Origin of the sequence: Pseudomonas maioricensis (assembly GCF_022790535.1) — a bacterium.
Classification (GTDB): Bacteria; Pseudomonadota; Gammaproteobacteria; order Pseudomonadales; family Pseudomonadaceae; genus Aquipseudomonas; species Aquipseudomonas maioricensis.
In genome coordinates this window covers 449,891-467,425 of sequence record NZ_LOHG01000002.1, presented here as the reverse complement: position 1 = coordinate 467,425, position 17,535 = coordinate 449,891, and the positions used below count along the sequence as shown (strand labels likewise).

Here is a 17,535-nt window from a genome sequence, read left to right as displayed (position 1 = left end):
AGTGCAAACGCCAGCGAAGAACGCCATGGACTTCAGAAAAGACATCAATGGATTGCGCGCCATCGCAGTGATTGCCGTGCTGCTTTTCCACTTCAATCCAGGTTGGTTGCCCGGCGGATTCGCGGGTGTGGATATCTTTTTTGTGATCTCCGGTTATCTGATCACCGGGATCATCCTGCGCAGTCTGGAGGCGGGCAATTTCAGCCTGCTCGCGTTTTACAAGTCCCGTGCCCGGCGCATTGTTCCGGCGCTGGCGGTGCTGTGCTTTGTACTTCTGCTCGCGGGCTGGTTTTATCTGTTGCCGCAGGATTACAGCGAGCTAGGCAAACATATCGCTGCCAGCCTGGGGTTTATATCGAATGTCATTTACTGGTTCGAAGCCGGTTACTTCACTCCTGGCGCACACGAGAAATGGTTACTGCACACGTGGTCGCTCTCGGTGGAGTGGCAGTTCTACATGGTGTATCCACTGGTGTTGCTGGCGTTGAGCCGAGTGATCGCCTTGCAGCATCTACGCTGGCTGATCCTCGGCGCATGCCTGGCAGGGTTCGGCTTCTGTGTTTACGGCTCGTTCAAATGGCCAGAGCCATCGTTCTATCTGCTGCCCACAAGGGCTTGGGAACTGCTGGTGGGTGCAGTCGCCTGCGTCTTCCCGATCACACTTCAACGAGCGCATCAACGTGTACTGGAGCGCGTCGGGCTGGGATTGATGCTGGCAAGTTTTTTTGTCCTTTCAGAGAAAGATGTCTGGCCGGGTTACCTGGCCATGTTGCCGGTGATGGGGGCTTTGGCGGTGATCCTTGCCGCTCGACAAGACTCCTTCCTGACCAGCAACCGGTTCTCGCAATGGACCGGAACACTGTCGTACTCGCTATATCTCTGGCACTGGCCGGTAGTGGTATTCATGAGCTACTCAGGTTATCTGGGCGAAACACCCAACCTGTTGCTCGGCATTCTGTGCGCGTTTGCATTGGGCCTGGCGTCTTATCAACTGATCGAAAAATCACCCGCTGCAAGACCCAGGAGATTGCGCTGGAGATTCGCCACCGCGAGCGCGTTGATTGGCTCGGTGTTCGTCGCTGCCGGTGCAGTGAACGCTACAGAGGGGGTGGTTTCCCCGCTTCGCTCGGTGAGCATCTCGGACAAAGCGCGCTTCGTGCAGGACTACGCCAATCGGCAGAAAAATCTTTATGAAACCTACTGGCTCAAATGCGATGCCTTTTCTGCGTTCACTGAACGGGGTCTGTCTGCCATTGATCCATCCTGCACAGAGAAACGTGGCCAGGGCGGAGTCTTCCTGTGGGGCGACTCTCACGCTCAGGCGTTATCACTGGGTTTGCGAACGCTGCTAACGCGCGGCACGCCGTTCTATCAGGTGGCTTCTGCAGGTTGTAAACCCAGCCTGACCCAGGACAGCGGACGCGCCACAGCGCCTCGCCTCACCTGTAACTACTCCAACAGGACTGCACTGCAAAGTATTCGCGAGCTGCGTCCGGACGTTGTAGTGATCGCCCAGAAAGATCAACACGATAAAACGCACTGGAGTGAAATCGCTGCACGTCTCAAGAGCTATGGGGTCAAGCACATCGTGCTATTGGGGCCGCTGCCACAATGGAGCCCTTCGCTGCCGAGCGTCATCGCCAATCGTCATTGGGGCGTGAATGACTCGCACATCAGCGACCCGGCGCTGGACCAAAGCGTCATGGCTGCTGATCGGGCGACTCGAAGCCAGATTGATCCCGAGTCTGTCGATTTTGTGTCATTGATCGACAGGCTGTGCGTGGCCAACTCTTGCCTGGTCAGGCTGCAAGATCACTCACTGCTGCAGATCGACTCGGGTCATCTCAGTGAAAAGGGCTCGCTATACATCGTGAAGAATTTTGTTTTGCCCGAGCTGAAGACCCAAGCCGCTCGATAACAACCTTAGACAACCAGCCCGCCTGACACAGCTCAGCGCGGGCTTTTTTACGTCCAGCGTAAATCTTCACGCCGTCGCCACGTTTGGCTGTTAAGTTGAGCGCAGGACATTTTGCAGGGAGGCAGGATTGAACATGTTTTGGAGACAGACGCTTCTCGTAATGACCCTGGCGATGTTGAGCCTGCTGGCGCAGGCAGAAACCTATCAGGCGGGGGGTAGTGAATGGCGACCGTTCAGCTATGAAGACGCGCAAGGCAACCTGCGCGGCATCTCCACTGATATCGCCCGGCGAGTGTTGCATCAGGCCAACATAGAAGCCCACTTCGTTTCTTACCCGGTCAATCGTCTGCAGGCGATGCTGGGCAAGGGCGAACTAGACTTGAACTACGCCGACTCATCGCAATGGAACAGCCCTGAAGAGCTTCGCCATTTTGTTTTTTCCGAGCCCTACATCCGCGTCAAAGAACACCTTTACTATCTCAAAGGCAGCCCCGCCGTCCCGATCCCTGTGGATAAGTTACGGGGCCTGACTATTGGTACTGTCAGGGGCTATACCTACCTGACCATGGACCCGTCTTTCGCGGATAAACGTCTGGTCCAGCTGGAAACCTCCGAAGATCCGGCATTGCTTCAACTGCTATTGGCCAGACGCGTCGACGCCGTCGCGATGGTCGATGATCTTTTTGATTACCTCATTGCGGAGCAACGTCTGGATCCGAACCTTTTTCAGCGCGGCGCACGGCTCAGTGATTCCCCGATAAGTATCAAGTTACAACCGGAATTGGCGGGGCTGCTGCCGGATATAAACAAGGCGATCCGGGCACTTGTTCGCAGTGGAGAAGTAGACAGGATTCGCAGGTTCTACCTCTCTCCTCATCCTGCTGACGGTTGTCAAAACAGCGACGCAACCTGTTGATAAATGGCGACCGATCATCAATTCGAAATTAAGTTCATATTGCTAAATTTATCAACGACATAGCTTAAAACAATTCATTAATGGCAAGACCCGTCTCTACGCTTAGGCTCTCAAAACAACCAAAAATAGAGAGAGACCTGAGATGTACCTACCTAGATCCCACTTAGCCGTGAGCCTGATCGGCGCGAGCCTGATGGCCAGCTCCGCAGCCTTCGCCGATAACCTGACCCGTGATAACGGTGCCGCCGTCGGCGACAATCAGAACTCCCAGACAGCGGGCGCAACTGGCCCGGTCCTGCTGCAAGACGTACAACTCCTGCAAAAACTCCAGCGCTTTGATCGCGAACGCATCCCTGAGCGCGTCGTGCACGCGCGCGGCACCGGTGTGCACGGGGAGTTCGTCGCCTCTGATGACGCCTCCGACCTGAGCAAGGCCAAGGTCTTCAGCAAAGGTGAACACACGCCCGTGTTCGTGCGGTTCTCCTCTGTGGTGCACGGCAACCATTCGCCGGAAACCCTGCGTGACCCGCGCGGTTTCGCCACCAAGTTTTATACCGCAGACGGCAACTGGGACCTGGTAGGCAACAACTTCCCGACGTTTTTCATCCGTGACGCAATCAAGTTTCCGGACATGGTCCACGCGTTCAAACCTGACCCACGCACCAACCTGGATGACGATTCCCGTCGTTTCGATTTCTTCTCTCATGTCCCGGAAGCCACTCGTACCCTCACCTTGCTGTACTCCAATGAAGGTACGCCAGCCAGCTACCGCACCATGGACGGCAACGGCGTTCACGCCTACAAACTGGTGAACGCCAAGGGCGAAGTGAACTACGTGAAGTTCCACTGGAAAAGCCTGCAAGGCTTGAAGAACCTTGATCCCAAGCAGGTCGCAGAAGTCCAGTCCAAGGATTACAGCCACCTGACCAACGACTTGGTAGACGCGATCAAGAAAGGTGATTTCCCAAAATGGGACCTGTACGTTCAGGTGATCAAACCTGAGGACCTGGCCAAGTTTGATTTCGACCCACTGGATGCGACAAAAATCTGGCCAGACGTTCCCGAGCGCAAAATTGGTCAGATGGTGCTGAACAAGAATGTGGATAACTTCTTCCAGGAAACCGAGCAGGTCGCGATGGCTCCAGCCAACGTCGTGCCAGGCATCGAGCCCTCGGAAGATCGCCTGCTGCAAGGTCGGGTATTTTCCTACGCCGATACTCAGCTCTACCGCGTCGGTACCAACGTTCTGAGCCTGCCGATCAACGCTCCAAAGGTTAAGGTCAACAACGGCAATCAAGATGGTTCGCTGAATAGCGGTCACACGACCACCGGCGTCAACTACGAGCCAAGCCGCCTCAACCCGCGGCCTGCCGTTGAAGCCGCTCGCTATAGCGAGTTGCCGGTGTCTGGCACCACCCAGCAAGCGAAAATCCAGCGTGAGCAGAACTTCAAGCAGGCGGGCGACCTGTATCGCTCGTACAGCAAGAAAGACCAGCAGGATCTGATCCAGAGCTTTGGTGAATCCCTGGCCACCACTGACACCGAGAGCAAAAACATCATGCTCTCTTTCCTCTACAAGGCTGATCCGGAGTACGGCACAGGCGTGACCAAGGTTGCCAAAGGCGATCTCGACAAGGTCAAGCAACTCGCTGCCGCACTGAAGGACTGATCAATACCTCGCTCGCTGCGCTTCAGCTATCAGGCGTAGCGAGCCGAGGTCCTTTGGAGGATTTTCCAAATGGGCAAGTTTCTATACGCACTGCTGCTATGCGTTACGACCGGCATAGCCAATGCAACCCCGACCGAAGAAACACAAGCCGACACTCAAGCGCAGTTGCGCACACTGTTTTTCCAGGCGGCACGTGACGGCCGACAGGACATGCTGAGTGAGTTCATCAACGCCAGATTCGACCTGAACGTCCAGGATGAAAAGGGTTACACCGCCTTGATTCTTGCGGCCTATCACGGCCATCAAGCGACCGTGACGCAACTATTGGAGGCAGGGGCCGATCCTTGCGCCAAGGACCTGAGAGGCAATACAGCGCTGATGGGGGCTATCTTCAAAGGCGAGCTGAGTATTGCCCACCAACTGGTCGCCGCCGACTGCGCGCCAGATCAACGCAATAACGCAGGCCAGACTGCGGCAATGTACGCCGCCCTCTTCCATCGCAAGGACATCCTCGACTCCCTCGCCGCCAAGGGCGCCGATCTGAACGCCACGGATGCTATGGGCAATCAGGTGCAGAATCTTGAACGAGGGGAGTTTCAGACGGTACAGCCTGCGCGCTGAGGCCAGCGTATAGCCAAGAGCAATGCGATGGCTTAGTTAATACAGGGTGTCAGCAATACGACCTGGCAAGGCCTTGTCGTAGGCATCACCGTCAATTTCCGCCGCTGACACTTCCTTCAGGATTTGCCCTGCAGTGGGAAGAGAACTGCGCTCGACATGTCGTGCCGGATCCCACAAACCGGCTCTGATGACGGCTCTACTGCACTGGAAATAGACACTGGTCACGGTGATGTGGAGAACGGACTTCGGCAATTGGCCCTTGACCGCAAAGCGGCTTAACAGGTCGGGTTTGATCGAGATTTGAGCGGTGCCGTTGACCCGCAGAGTTTCGCCAACACCAGGTACGATGAACAACAACGCCACCCTCGGATCAGTGACGATGTTACGGAGCGTGTCGATGCGGTTGTTACCTCGACGATCAGGCAAATACAGAGTCTTGCTGTCTTCGATGTGCACAAATCCGCCTTGATCGCCCCGCGGAGATGCATCGAGTCCGCCAGGGCCTGAGGACGCAAGGACGACAAACGGCGCGGCTTCTATGAAAGGCCTGTAAACCGGATGAATATGGTCGACTTCCTTGACCATGGAAGGCCTTGCCGTAGGCCCGTAAAGCTTTTCCAGTGCCTCAGTCGTCGTCACATATGCAGTGTTTTCAGAATCCATCATGCTCTCCCACGGGTTCCTGTGAGGCGTTGCAAAACACCCTGGTCAGCTATCGATGGTTGGAACATGGGGGAAAAAATCCTCCATGTTCCAGCCGCATTATGACTTTTCCACAGGCTTTCTGAAGCCATCGTCAAACCGACGCTGTGGATAACTTACTCGACAGTCACCGACTTGGCCAAGTTACGCGGCTGGTCCACATCCGTGCCCTTCAACACCGCCACATAGTACGAAAGTAATTGCAGCGGGATGGTGTAGAGGATCGGTGCCAAGGCGTCAACGATGTGCGGCATCGCGATGACGTGGGTGCCTTCGCCATTGCTCATGCCGGCCTGTTCGTCAGCGAAAACAATCAGTTCACCACCACGGGCGCGGACTTCCTGCAGGTTGGATTTCAGCTTTTCCAGCAGCTCGTTGTTCGGTGCGACAGTAACCACCGGCATGTCGCTGTCGACCAACGCCAACGGACCATGCTTGAGCTCACCCGCCGGATAGGCTTCGGCGTGGATGTAGGAGATCTCTTTGAGTTTGAGCGCACCTTCCATGGCCACCGGGAACTGAGCGCCACGGCCCAGGAACAGCGTGTGATTCTTCTCGGCGAACAACTCGGCGACTTTCTCGACCGTGCTATCCATCGCCAACGCTTCGCCCAGCCGAGTAGGCAGACGACGTAGTTCTTCAACCAGCTCGGCTTCAACGCCTTCAGCCAATGTGCCTTGCACCTGCCCCAACGACAGCGTGAGCAGCAACAAAGCCACCAGCTGAGTAGTGAAAGCCTTGGTCGAGGCCACACCGATCTCCGGCCCCGCCTGGGTTAACAACGTCAGGTCGGACTCGCGAACCAGAGAGCTGATGCTGACGTTACAGATCGCGAGGCTGGCCAGGAAACCCAGTTCCTTGGCGTTACGCAGTGCGGCCAGGGTGTCGGCGGTTTCGCCGGACTGGGAGATGGAGACGAAGAGCGTGTCCGGCTGTACCACTACCTTGCGATAACGGAACTCACTGGCAACTTCTACCTGACATGGAATGCCTGCCAACCCTTCCAGCCAGTAACGCGCAACCATGCCCGCGTGGTAGCTGGTACCGCAGGCAACGATTTGCACGTTACGCACTTTGGCGAACAACTCGGCCGCTTGCGGACCAAATGCCTGCACCAGTACTTGTTGCTGGCCAAGACGGCCTTCAAGCGTGCGCTGCACAACTTTTGGCTGCTCGTGGATTTCCTTGAGCATAAAGTGGCGGAACTCGCCTTTATCAGCCGCTTCTGCGCCTTCACGGTATTGCACGATTTCGCGTTCAACCGGCAAACCATCCACAGCCCAGATCTGCACGCTCTCACGACGGATCTCGGCAATATCGCCTTCTTCCAGGTACATGAAGCGGTCAGTGACTTGACGCAGCGCCATTTGGTCGGACGCGAGGAAGTTTTCCCCAAGGCCCAGGCCAACCACCAGAGGACTGCCACTGCGAGCAGCCAATAGTCGATCAGGCTGTTTGGCGCTGATGACCGCAAGGCCATAGGCACCGTGCAGTTCCTTGACCGCAGCTTTGAGGGCGACAGTCAGGTCAGGTGTGTCTTTAAGCTTGTGGTGCAGCAGGTGGACGATGACTTCGGTATCGGTGTCGGAAACGAATACATAGCCGAGTCCTTTGAGGCGCTCGCGCAGCACTTCGTGGTTCTCGATGATGCCGTTGTGGACAACTGCCAGTTCGTCGCCGGAAAAATGCGGGTGGGCATTACGTTCGCAGGGCGCACCGTGGGTGGCCCAACGGGTGTGGGCAATGCCAAGACGGCCCAGCAACGGCTCACCAGCGAGCGCCTGTTCCAGCTCGCTCACCTTGCCGGAGCGACGGCGACGATCAAGCACACCTGCATTGCTGAACACCGCGACGCCCGCGCTATCGTAGCCACGGTATTCCAGACGCTTGAGGCCTTCGACCAAAATAGCGGTGATGTTGCGTTCAGCGACTGCGCCGACAATTCCACACATACGTTCTCTCCTAGCTGACAGCGGCACAAATCAGGGTTATGCCACGGGCTTGTATCTGTTCGCGTGCCTCGACGGGCAGGCGATCATCAGTAATCAGGGTATGGATGCTGCTCCAGGGCAGCTCCAGATTGGGTATCTTGCGACCTACTTTGTCTGCCTCGACCATCACCACTACTTCACGGGCCACTTCAGCCATGACCCGGCTCAGCCCCAGTAATTCGTTGAAGGTGGTCGTACCGCGAGACAGATCAATGCCATCGGCACCAATGAACAACTGATCAAAATCGTAGGAACGCAGCACCTGTTCAGCAACCTGGCCCTGGAAAGATTCCGAATGCGGGTCCCAGGTACCACCGGTCATCAACAAAACAGGCTCATGTTCCAGTTCGCTCAGTGCACTGGCGACGTGCAGGGAGTTGGTCATCACCACCAGGCCGGGCTGCTGACCGAGCTCGGGAATCAGCGCTGCAGTGGTACTGCCACTGTCGACGATGATGCGCGCATGCTCTCGAATTCGCTTCACCGCCGCCCGGGCGATGGCTTGCTTGTACTTCGAGACAGGCTGAGAGTTCTCACCGATCAGTTCCTGGGGCAACGTGATTGCGCCGCCATAGCGACGCAGCAACAGCCCATTGCTTTCGAGAGCGGCCAGATCCTTGCGAACCGTAACTTCGGAAGTTTCGAAGCGCTTCGCCAGCTCATCGACGCTCACCTCGCCCTGCACATTAAGCAAAGCAAGGATATTGTGACGTCGTTGAGGTGTATTGCGTTTCGACATGGCTGACTTAAGTTTCGATTCGTAAGATAACGAAGGCAATCAAAACCTATTGCAGAGAAATGGTCAAGGGCAGAGTACAAATTCGGGATCGATTTGGACCTGTGGGAGCGAATTCATTCGCGAAGGGCTTTTCAGACACTACAACTGCGCCTGACACTTCGCTTTCGCGAATGAATTCGCTCCCACAAAAATGCGTCCATCTCGAACGACTGTGGATAACTTCAGTCTTTCTTGATTTTCACCGGCCGCTTCCAGCCTTCGATGTTGCGCTGGCGTGCACGAGCAACGCCGAGTTGTTCGGCAGGGATATCCTGATTGATGGTCGAGCCTGCAGCTGTAGTAGCGCCCGAAGAGATATCCACAGGCGCGACCAACGAGTTGTTCGAGCCGATGAATACATCTTCGCCCAACACCGTTTTATGCTTGTTCGCACCGTCGTAATTACAGGTGATCGTGCCAGCACCAATATTTGTGCGTGCACCAATTTCAGCGTCGCCCAGATAAGTCAGATGCCCGGCTTTGGCACCCTCCCCAAGATGAGCATTCTTCAATTCCACAAAGTTACCCACATGAGCCTTGGCGCCCAGCACACTGCCAGGACGCAAGCGAGCGAATGGACCTGCATCGCTGCCCTGGCCCATCACGGCACCGTCGAGGTGACTGTTAGCCTTGATCACAACGCCTTTACGCAATGTGCTGTCTTTGATCACACAGTTCGGGCCGATGGCCACGTCGTCTTCGATGATGACCCGACCTTCAAGGATCACATTGATGTCAATCAGCACATCGCGCCCTACTGTCACGTCACCGCGTACATCAAAACGGGCTGGATCGCGCAACGTCACCCCTTGCGCCATCAAACGGCGTGCTTCGCGTAGCTGGTAGTGACGCTCCAGCTCAGCTAGTTGCTTACGGTCATTGGCGCCTTGGACTTCCATAGCGTCGTGGGGCTGCTCAGTGGCAACCACCAGACCGTCGTTGACTGCCATGGCAATCACATCAGTCAGGTAATACTCGCCTTGAGCATTGTTGTTCGATAACCGTCCCAGCCAGTCAGCCAGGCGCTTGCCCGGGACCGCGAGAATGCCGGTGTTGCCTTCGGTTATAGCTTTCTGGGCTTCGGTGGCGTCTTTGTGTTCAACGATCGCACATACACGGTTCTGCTCATCGCGCACGATACGGCCGTAGCCGGTGGGATCGTCGAGGTTGACGGTCAACAAGCCCAGTTGTTCGGCATTGACCTGTTTCAGCAAACGCTGAAGGGTTTCAACTTCAATCAGCGGTACATCGCCATAGAGGATCAGTACGGTGTCGGCGCTTAGTTCCGGCAACGCCTGAGCGACGGCGTGCCCGGTGCCCAGTTGCTTGTCCTGCATGACGAAATTCAGGTCATCTGCAGCCAGGCGCTCACGTACGACATCCGCGCCATGGCCAATCACCACATGGATACGTTGCGGCGATAGTTGCCGAGCGCTGTGGATAACATGTCCCAGCATAGAGTCGCCAGCAACCGGGTGCAGGACTTTAGGAAGTGCGGAGCGCATGCGTGTGCCTTGGCCTGCCGCGAGAATAACGATATCGAGAGACATGGGATTTCCAACTGAGGCGCGCCGCGTCACTTATCCACAAGCGTCGGCTGATCCTGAAAAAAGAAAAAGGGTAGCCGAGGCTACCCTTTTTCTCAATCGCGCAGAAGGCGACGGGTTAACCGCCGAACTTCTTGCGAATTTGCTGAACGGTGCGCAGCTGAGCTGCGGCCTCGGCCAGACGAGCAGTTGCAGATCCGTAATCGAAATCTGCGCCTTTTTCGTTCAGGGCCTTCTCGGCTGCCTTTACGGCTGCCTGAGCAGAGGCTTCGTCCAGGTCATCAGCACGTTGCACAGTGTCGGCAAGCACCTTGACCATGTTTGGTTGAACCTCGAGGAAACCACCGGAGATGTAAAACACCTCCGCTGCTCCGCCCTGCTTGATCAAGCGGATCGGACCTGGTTTCAGATCAGTGATCAGCGGCGCGTGGCCTGGAGCGATACCGATATCACCCAGGTTGCCGTGCGCAATCACCATCTCGACCAGACCGGAGAAAATTTCTCCTTCCGCGCTGACGATATCGCAATGGACTGTTATAGCCATTTGCTTGCCTCGACCTGATTAGCGCCCGTTGCCAGGCGCTGGGATTACAGTTTCTTGGCTTTCTCGATCGCTTCTTCGATGCCGCCGACCATGTAGAACGCTTGTTCTGGCAGGTGGTCGTAGTCACCGTTGAGGATGCCTTTGAAGCCAGCAATGGTGTCTTTCAGGGAAACGTATTTACCCGATGCACCAGTGAAGACTTCAGCCACGAAGAACGGTTGCGACAGGAAGCGCTGGATCTTACGAGCACGGTTAACCAACTGTTTGTCGGTCTCCGACAGCTCGTCCATACCCAGGATCGCAATGATATCCTTCAGTTCTTTGTAGCGCTGCAACACGTACTGTACGCCGCGAGCGGTGTCGTAGTGTTCCTGGCCGATAACGTTCGGGTCCAACTGGCGCGAAGTCGAATCCAGTGGATCTACCGCTGGGTAGATACCCAGAGAGGCGATGTCACGGGACAGTACGACGGTTGCGTCCAAGTGGGCAAACGTGGTCGCTGGCGACGGGTCAGTCAAGTCATCCGCTGGTACGTATACGGCCTGGATGGAAGTGATCGAACCGTTTTTGGTGGAAGTGATGCGCTCTTGCAGAGTGCCCATCTCTTCAGCCAGGGTCGGCTGGTAACCTACTGCGGAAGGCATACGGCCCAGCAGTGCGGATACTTCAGTACCGGCCAGTGTGTAACGGTAGATGTTGTCGACGAACAGCAGAACGTCGTTACCTTCGTCACGGAACTTCTCGGCCATGGTCAGGCCAGTCAGTGCTACGCGCAGACGGTTACCCGGCGGCTCGTTCATCTGACCGTAAACCAGTGCCACTTTGTCCAGAACGTTGGAGTCCTTCATCTCGTGGTAGAAATCGTTACCCTCACGAGTACGCTCACCCACACCGGCGAACACGGAATAACCGCTGTGCTCGATGGCGATGTTACGGATCAGTTCCATCATGTTTACGGTTTTGCCTACACCGGCACCACCGAACAGACCTACTTTACCGCCTTTGGCGAACGGGCAGACCAGGTCGATAACCTTGATGCCTGTTTCCAGCAGATCGTTGCCACCAGCCTGTTCAGCGAAGGACGGCGCAGGACGGTGAATGCCCCAGCGTTCTTCGGTGTCGATCGGGCCAGCTTCGTCGATCGGGTTGCCCAGCACGTCCATGATCCGGCCCAGAGTCGCTTTACCGACTGGTACGGAGATGGCTTTGCCAGAGTCTGCAACTTCCAGACCACGCTTCAAGCCCTCGGTGGAGCCCATCGCAATGGTACGAACCACGCCGTCGCCCAGCTGCTGCTGAACTTCCAGGGTGGTCCCTGCCGCGCTTTTAACTTCCAGCGCGTTGTAGATGCTCGGTACGCTATCGCGTGGGAATTCCACGTCGATCACGGCGCCGATGATTTGAACGATACGTCCGCTACTCATTAGCTGGTTCCTCTAATATTTGAACCGTTAAACCGCGGCAGCGCCGCCGACGATTTCCGAGATCTCTTGGGTGATCGCTGCCTGACGCGCCTTGTTGTAGATCAGCTGCAAATCACTGATCAAATCACCGGCGTTATCTGTGGCGTTCTTCATCGCGATCATCCGCGCTGCTTGTTCAGCTGCGTTGTTCTCGACCACCGCCTGGTACACCTGCGACTCAACGTAGCGAACCATCAAGCCGTCAAGCAGCTCTTTGGCATCGGGTTCGTAGAGATAGTCCCAGTGGTGCTTGAGTTTCTGATCCGGGGTAGCCACCAACGGAATCAACTGCTCAACCGTTGGTTGCTGGGTCATGGTGTTGATGAACTTGTTGGATACCACGGACAGGCGATCAATACGGCCATCCAGGTAAGCATCCAGCATCACCTTGACGCTGCCGATCAAATCATTGATCGACGGCTCTTCGCCCAAGTGGCTGATCGCAGCGACGACGTTACCGCCGAAGTTGCGGAAAAATGCCGCACCTTTGCTGCCAACCACGCACAGATCGATCTCTACGCCGTTTTCACGGTTTACCGCCATGTCCTTGACCAGAGCCTTGAACAGGTTGGTATTCAAGCCACCGCACAGACCGCGGTCACTGCTCACTACGACATAACCGACACGCTTTACAGCGCGCTCGACCATGAACGGGTGGCGGTATTCCGGGTTAGCGTTGGCCAGATGACCAATCACCTGGCGGATGCGCTCCGCGTAAGGACGGCTAGCAGCCATGCGCATTTGAGCCTTGCGCATTTTGCTGACCGCCACTTTTTCCATGGCGCTGGTGATCTTTTGCGTGCTTTTGATGCTCGCAATCTTGCTGCGAATCTCTTTTGCGCCTGCCATGTAACACCTATCAGGTTAGCAAGCGGGAGCCTTTCGGCCCCCGCTGCGGCTTACCAGGTTTGGGTGGCCTTGAACTTCTCGATACCGGCTTTCATGCCAGCGTCGATTTCGTCATTGAAGTCACCCTTCACGTTGATCTTCGCCATCAAATCGGCGTGATCGCGGTTGAAGTAAGCAATCAGCGCTTGTTCAAAGCTACCGATCTTGGCGATTTCGATGTCGGTCAGGAACCCACGCTCAGCGGCATACAGCGACAGCGCCATGTCAGCGATCGACATTGGTGCGTATTGCTTCTGCTTCATCAGCTCGGTAACGCGCTGACCATGCTCAAGTTGCTTACGGGTCGCTTCGTCCAGGTCAGAAGCAAACTGGGCGAATGCTGCCAGTTCACGGTACTGAGCCAGAGCGGTACGGATACCACCGGAGAGCTTCTTGATGATCTTGGTCTGAGCGGCACCACCCACACGGGATACCGAAACACCGGCGTTAACTGCTGGACGGATGCCAGAGTTGAACATGGCCGATTCCAGGAAGATCTGACCGTCAGTGATGGAAATCACGTTGGTCGGAACGAACGCGGAAACGTCGCCAGCCTGAGTTTCGATGATCGGCAACGCGGTCAGGGAACCGGTTTTGCCGGTTACTGCGCCGTTGGTGAACTTCTCTACGTACTCTTCGGAAACACGCGATGCGCGCTCCAGCAGACGGGAGTGGAGATAGAACACGTCGCCTGGGTAAGCTTCACGGCCTGGTGGACGGCGCAGCAGCAGGGAAATCTGGCGGTAAGCCACTGCTTGCTTGGACAGATCGTCATAAACGATCAGCGCGTCTTCACCGCGGTCGCGGAAGAATTCACCCATGGTGCAACCCGAGTACGGTGCAAGGAATTGCAGCGCAGCGGATTCAGAAGCACTTGCAGCCACGACGATGGTGTTAGCCAATGCGCCGTTTTCTTCGAGTTTGCGAACAACGTTGGCGATGGTCGATTGTTTCTGACCGATTGCAACGTAGACGCAGAAGATGCCGCTGTCTTTCTGGTTGATGATTGCGTCGATGGCCAGAGCGGTTTTACCGATCTGACGGTCACCGATGATCAGCTCACGCTGGCCACGGCCGACTGGAATCATGGCATCGACAGCCTTGTAGCCAGTCTGTACAGGCTGGTCTACCGACTTACGCCAGATCACGCCTGGAGCAACTTTCTCGACCGCATCGGTCTCGGTGTTGTTCAGCGGACCTTTGCCGTCAACTGGGTTACCCAGTGCGTCGACTACGCGACCCAGCAGTTCCTTACCAACCGGAACTTCGAGGATGCGGCCAGTGCACTTGGCGCTCATGCCTTCAGCCAGAGTCGTGTATGCGCCCAGTACTACAGCACCTACAGAGTCTTGCTCAAGGTTCAGCGCCATACCGTAGACGCCGCCCGGAAACTCGATCATCTCGCCGTACATTACGTCGGCCAGACCGTGAATCCGCACGATGCCGTCAGATACGCTGACGACAGTGCCTTCGTTACGGGCTTGGGAGGTTACATCGAGCTTGTCGATGCGACCCTTGATGATTTCACTTATTTCGGAAGGATTGAGTTGCTGCATTGCTCTGCTGCCCCTTCAAACTCAAGATTTCAATGCTTCGGCTAGTTGCGCGAGTTTGCCGCGAACTGAGCCATCGATAACCAGGTCGCCGGCGCGGATTACGACACCACCGATAAGGGTGGCATCCTCCGCAGCGTGCAGGCGCACTTCCCGGCCGAGCCGTGCACTGAGAACCTTGGCGAGTTTGTCTTGCTGTTCTTGGTTCAATGCAAAAGCACTGGTGACATCCACATCGACCGATTTTTCCTGCTCAGCCTTATACAGGTCGAACAGTTCGGCGATCTCCGGCAGAAGCGGGAGACGGTCGTTTTCAGCAACGACATGGATGAAATTCTGTGCCTTGGCATCGAACTTGTCGCCACACACTTCAATAAAAGTGGTGGCCTTGTCTGCGCTCGTCAGTCGCGGGGCCTTGAGTACGCGCTGCATGGTGTCGTCTTGCGACACCGCTGCAGCCAGGCCGAGCATGGCTGACCAATTGGCCAGTTGCTGGTGGGCCTGGGCGTGCTCGAAGGCTGCCTTAGCGTAAGGTCGGGCCAACGTGGTCAGTTCTGCCATGATCGCCCTCGCTTAAATTTCAGCAGCCAGTTTGTTAACCAGCTCCGCGTGCGCGTTTTGATCGATTGTGGCACCCAGGATCTTCTCAGCACCGCCAACTGCCAGGCTACCCAATTGGGCGCGCAGCGCGTCTTTGACACCGTTCAGTTCCTGCTCGATCTCGGCCTGAGCCTGAGCCTTCACACGGTCAGCTTCGACACGGGCCTGTTCACGGGCTTCGTCGACAATCTGAGTACCGCGTTTCTTGGCTTGCTCAATGATTTCGGCTGCCTGAGCTTTAGCTTCGCGCAGTTGATGACCCACTTTCTCTTGGGCCAACTCCAGGTCGCGAGCTGCTCGGCTGGCAGCGTCCAGTCCATCCGCGATCTTCTTCTGACGTTCGTGCAAAGCCGTAATGACCGGAGGCCAAACGTACTTCATGCAGAACAGCACAAAAATGAAGAACGCAACGGACTGGCCAATCAGGGTTGCATTAATGTTCACGCCAACACCTCGCTCGTTCGTTGTCCATCACACCAATCACCTCGAAGAATCGAGAGATTAGCCAGCGAGTTGACCAACGAAGGGGTTCGCAAAGGTGAAGAACAGAGCGATACCAACACCGATCATGGTTACGGCGTCGAGCAGACCGGCAACGATGAACATTTTAACCTGCAGCATTGGAACCATTTCTGGTTGGCGAGCAGCGCCTTCCAGGAATTTGCCGCCCAACAGGCCGAAGCCGATTGCAGTACCCAGTGCGCCCAGGCCGATCAACAGTGCAACAGCGATAGCGGTTAGACCAACTACAGTTTCCATCTTTCCTCCCGACTTTTACGTCGTATTGGTTAGGTTTTCTTAGATTAAAGCGGTAAAACAAATCGTTTTACATCAGCCCTTGCGGTTACCCGCTTGCGGCCTCCTCTCGCCGGAGCGAGAGGTACATCCAGACGCGCCAGGCGAGTCTTAATGGTTATCTTCGTGAGCCATCGACAGGTACACGATGGTCAGCATCATGAAGATGAATGCCTGCAAGGTGATGATCAGGATGTGGAATACAGCCCACGCCCATTGCAGAACCACACCCAGGCCGCTGAGCCAGAGCAGGCCGCTGCCGAACATGACGGCGATCAGGATGAACACCAGTTCGCCCGCATACATGTTGCCGAACAGACGCAGTGCCAACGAGATCGGTTTGGCGATCAGAGTCACGAATTCAAGCAGGAAGTTCACCGGAATCAACAGCGCCTGAACAAAAATGTTCTTGCTGCCGAATGGGTGCAGGGTCAGTTCGCCGATGAAACCGCCGATGCCCTTGACCTTGATGCTGTAGAAAATGATCAGCGCGAAGACCGACAGAGCCATGCCCAGAGTGGCGTTAGGGTCAGTGGTCGAAACAGCGCGGAAAGGAATGTGCGAATCGCCCGAGATCAGGATCGCCAACTGAGGAATCCAGTCAACAGGAACCAGGTCGACGGCGTTCATCAGGAACACCCAGACGAAAATGGTCAGCGCCAGCGGTGCAATCACCGGGCTACGACCATGGAAGCTGTCTTTCACACTGCCGTCGACGAAGTCGACCAGCACTTCAACGAAGTTTTGCAGCGCGCCTGGTTGACCGGAAGTCGCCTTCTTGGCCGCCATACGGAAAATCAGGACGAAAATCAGACCCAGGGCAACAGACCAGCCGAGAGTATCGACGTGGAAAGCCCAAAAGCCCATTTCCTTCGCTTCTGCCGCGGTGTGGGCGAAACCCCAGCCGCCATCTGGTAGCTGACCGAAGGTCAGGTTCTGCAAGTGGTGCTGGATATAGCCCGAAGCTGTTTGCTCTGCCATGTGTGCCTCAAACGCCCTAAGGTCTCGAAAGTCTTGTTCTCATCAGCAGGGGAGCGAACCAATTGACCACCTGGATCAACATGAACACGCCGAATACAGCAATCGGCGCCAATGGCTTCACACCTGCAAAGGTCAATGCAAAAAGCACTGCCGTAAAAATCAGTTTGCCCGCCTCGCCGGCATAGAATGACCGGACAATGGCTTGCGCTGCTCTAGCCCCGGAAAACCGGAAAGCCTTATGAGCAAAGTACAAATTGGGCAGCCAGGCTATCAGGCCTCCGCACAGCCCTGAATATCCTGCTACGACTCCATGCCACTGCCACAGCGCCAAAGCTGCCAGCAGCAGGACTATAAATTGAGCCAGCAGTACCGGGAAAACCGCCAGTCGATGGAACGGCAAGCGGTTTGGCATGCGTGTTTCCATCACTCCTGCTCCTCGTGCGTCGGCCGCCAAAATCAATAACTTGGCATAATTTGTGCCGACAAAATGCGCGCAGAGTATAGGGGCGGTTCAGCCCCTATTCAACCTTCAGGTAGTGATTTCCGATCACACGCTACAGTGCAATTGT

17 protein-coding genes are annotated in these 17,535 nt (G+C 56.0%); 4 read left to right on the top strand and 13 right to left on the bottom strand.

Annotated elements, in window-relative coordinates:
• Positions 1–25: 25 nt before the first annotated feature.
• The 4 genes from AUC61_RS04800 to AUC61_RS04785 all read left to right on the top strand — a co-directional run bounded on the left by AUC61_RS04800 (position 26) and on the right by AUC61_RS04785 (position 5,124).
• Positions 26–1,918 (top strand): acyltransferase family protein, encoded by a 1,893-nt coding sequence (locus AUC61_RS04800; RefSeq protein WP_243244695.1) that lies wholly within the window; start codon positions 26–28, stop codon positions 1,916–1,918.
• Between the two features lie 133 nt (positions 1,919–2,051).
• Positions 2,052–2,834: a substrate-binding periplasmic protein gene (locus AUC61_RS04795; protein WP_243244694.1), complete on the top strand. Its 783-nt coding sequence runs from the start codon at positions 2,052–2,054 to the stop codon at positions 2,832–2,834.
• 142 nt (positions 2,835–2,976) lie between these two features.
• Complete coding sequence (gene katB / locus AUC61_RS04790) at positions 2,977–4,503, top strand: catalase KatB (RefSeq protein WP_422764998.1); 1,527 nt, start codon at positions 2,977–2,979, stop codon at positions 4,501–4,503.
• Positions 4,504–4,572: 69 nt separating this feature from the next.
• Positions 4,573–5,124 carry an ankyrin repeat domain-containing protein gene (locus tag AUC61_RS04785; protein ID WP_243244693.1) on the top strand — a complete coding sequence of 184 codons (552 nt, stop codon included), beginning with the start codon at positions 4,573–4,575 and terminating at the stop codon, positions 5,122–5,124.
• Positions 5,125–5,160: 36 nt separating this feature from the next.
• Here the strand turns inward: AUC61_RS04785 and AUC61_RS04780 are convergent, their stop codons facing one another.
• The 13 genes from AUC61_RS04780 to AUC61_RS04720 all read right to left on the bottom strand — a co-directional run bounded on the left by AUC61_RS04780 (position 5,161) and on the right by AUC61_RS04720 (position 17,390).
• Positions 5,161–5,790: a pyridoxamine 5'-phosphate oxidase family protein gene (locus AUC61_RS04780; RefSeq protein WP_243244692.1), complete on the bottom strand. Its 630-nt coding sequence runs from the start codon at positions 5,788–5,790 to the stop codon at positions 5,161–5,163.
• A 152-nt stretch (positions 5,791–5,942) separates the two neighbouring features.
• On the bottom strand, positions 5,943–7,778 hold the full coding sequence (glmS, locus tag AUC61_RS04775) for a glutamine--fructose-6-phosphate transaminase (isomerizing) (protein ID WP_243244691.1): 1,836 nt from the start codon (positions 7,776–7,778) through the stop codon (positions 5,943–5,945).
• 10 nt (positions 7,779–7,788) lie between these two features.
• Positions 7,789–8,556, bottom strand: coding sequence for a DeoR/GlpR family DNA-binding transcription regulator (locus AUC61_RS04770; RefSeq protein ID WP_243244690.1), 768 nt, complete (start codon positions 8,554–8,556; stop codon positions 7,789–7,791).
• 221 nt (positions 8,557–8,777) lie between these two features.
• The gene (gene glmU, locus AUC61_RS04765) at positions 8,778–10,145 is read right to left on the bottom strand and encodes a bifunctional UDP-N-acetylglucosamine diphosphorylase/glucosamine-1-phosphate N-acetyltransferase GlmU (RefSeq protein ID WP_243244688.1); all 1,368 of its coding nucleotides are present in this window, start codon (positions 10,143–10,145) and stop codon (positions 8,778–8,780) included.
• Between the two features lie 115 nt (positions 10,146–10,260).
• Positions 10,261–10,686 (bottom strand): F0F1 ATP synthase subunit epsilon, encoded by a 426-nt coding sequence (locus AUC61_RS04760; protein ID WP_027901597.1) that lies wholly within the window; start codon positions 10,684–10,686, stop codon positions 10,261–10,263.
• A gap of 44 nt (positions 10,687–10,730) precedes the next feature.
• Positions 10,731–12,110 carry a F0F1 ATP synthase subunit beta gene (atpD, locus tag AUC61_RS04755; RefSeq protein WP_122667181.1) on the bottom strand — a complete coding sequence of 460 codons (1,380 nt, stop codon included), beginning with the start codon at positions 12,108–12,110 and terminating at the stop codon, positions 10,731–10,733.
• Between the two features lie 27 nt (positions 12,111–12,137).
• A complete protein-coding gene (gene atpG / locus AUC61_RS04750; protein ID WP_087269415.1) occupies positions 12,138–12,998 on the bottom strand; it encodes a F0F1 ATP synthase subunit gamma in 861 nt (286 codons plus the stop codon).
• A gap of 50 nt (positions 12,999–13,048) precedes the next feature.
• Positions 13,049–14,593 carry a F0F1 ATP synthase subunit alpha gene (gene atpA / locus AUC61_RS04745; protein WP_032628510.1) on the bottom strand — a complete coding sequence of 515 codons (1,545 nt, stop codon included), beginning with the start codon at positions 14,591–14,593 and terminating at the stop codon, positions 13,049–13,051.
• 21 nt (positions 14,594–14,614) lie between these two features.
• The gene (locus AUC61_RS04740) at positions 14,615–15,151 is read right to left on the bottom strand and encodes a F0F1 ATP synthase subunit delta (protein ID WP_027901593.1); all 537 of its coding nucleotides are present in this window, start codon (positions 15,149–15,151) and stop codon (positions 14,615–14,617) included.
• A 12-nt stretch (positions 15,152–15,163) separates the two neighbouring features.
• The gene (locus AUC61_RS04735) at positions 15,164–15,634 is read right to left on the bottom strand and encodes a F0F1 ATP synthase subunit B (protein WP_243244687.1); all 471 of its coding nucleotides are present in this window, start codon (positions 15,632–15,634) and stop codon (positions 15,164–15,166) included.
• Positions 15,635–15,691: 57 nt separating this feature from the next.
• Complete coding sequence (gene atpE / locus AUC61_RS04730; RefSeq protein WP_002555987.1) at positions 15,692–15,949, bottom strand: F0F1 ATP synthase subunit C; 258 nt, start codon at positions 15,947–15,949, stop codon at positions 15,692–15,694.
• A 147-nt stretch (positions 15,950–16,096) separates the two neighbouring features.
• Positions 16,097–16,966 carry a F0F1 ATP synthase subunit A gene (gene atpB / locus AUC61_RS04725; RefSeq protein WP_027901591.1) on the bottom strand — a complete coding sequence of 290 codons (870 nt, stop codon included), beginning with the start codon at positions 16,964–16,966 and terminating at the stop codon, positions 16,097–16,099.
• Positions 16,967–16,982: 16 nt separating this feature from the next.
• Positions 16,983–17,390, bottom strand: coding sequence for a F0F1 ATP synthase subunit I (locus AUC61_RS04720; RefSeq protein ID WP_087269420.1), 408 nt, complete (start codon positions 17,388–17,390; stop codon positions 16,983–16,985).
• Positions 17,391–17,535 lie beyond the last annotated feature (145 nt).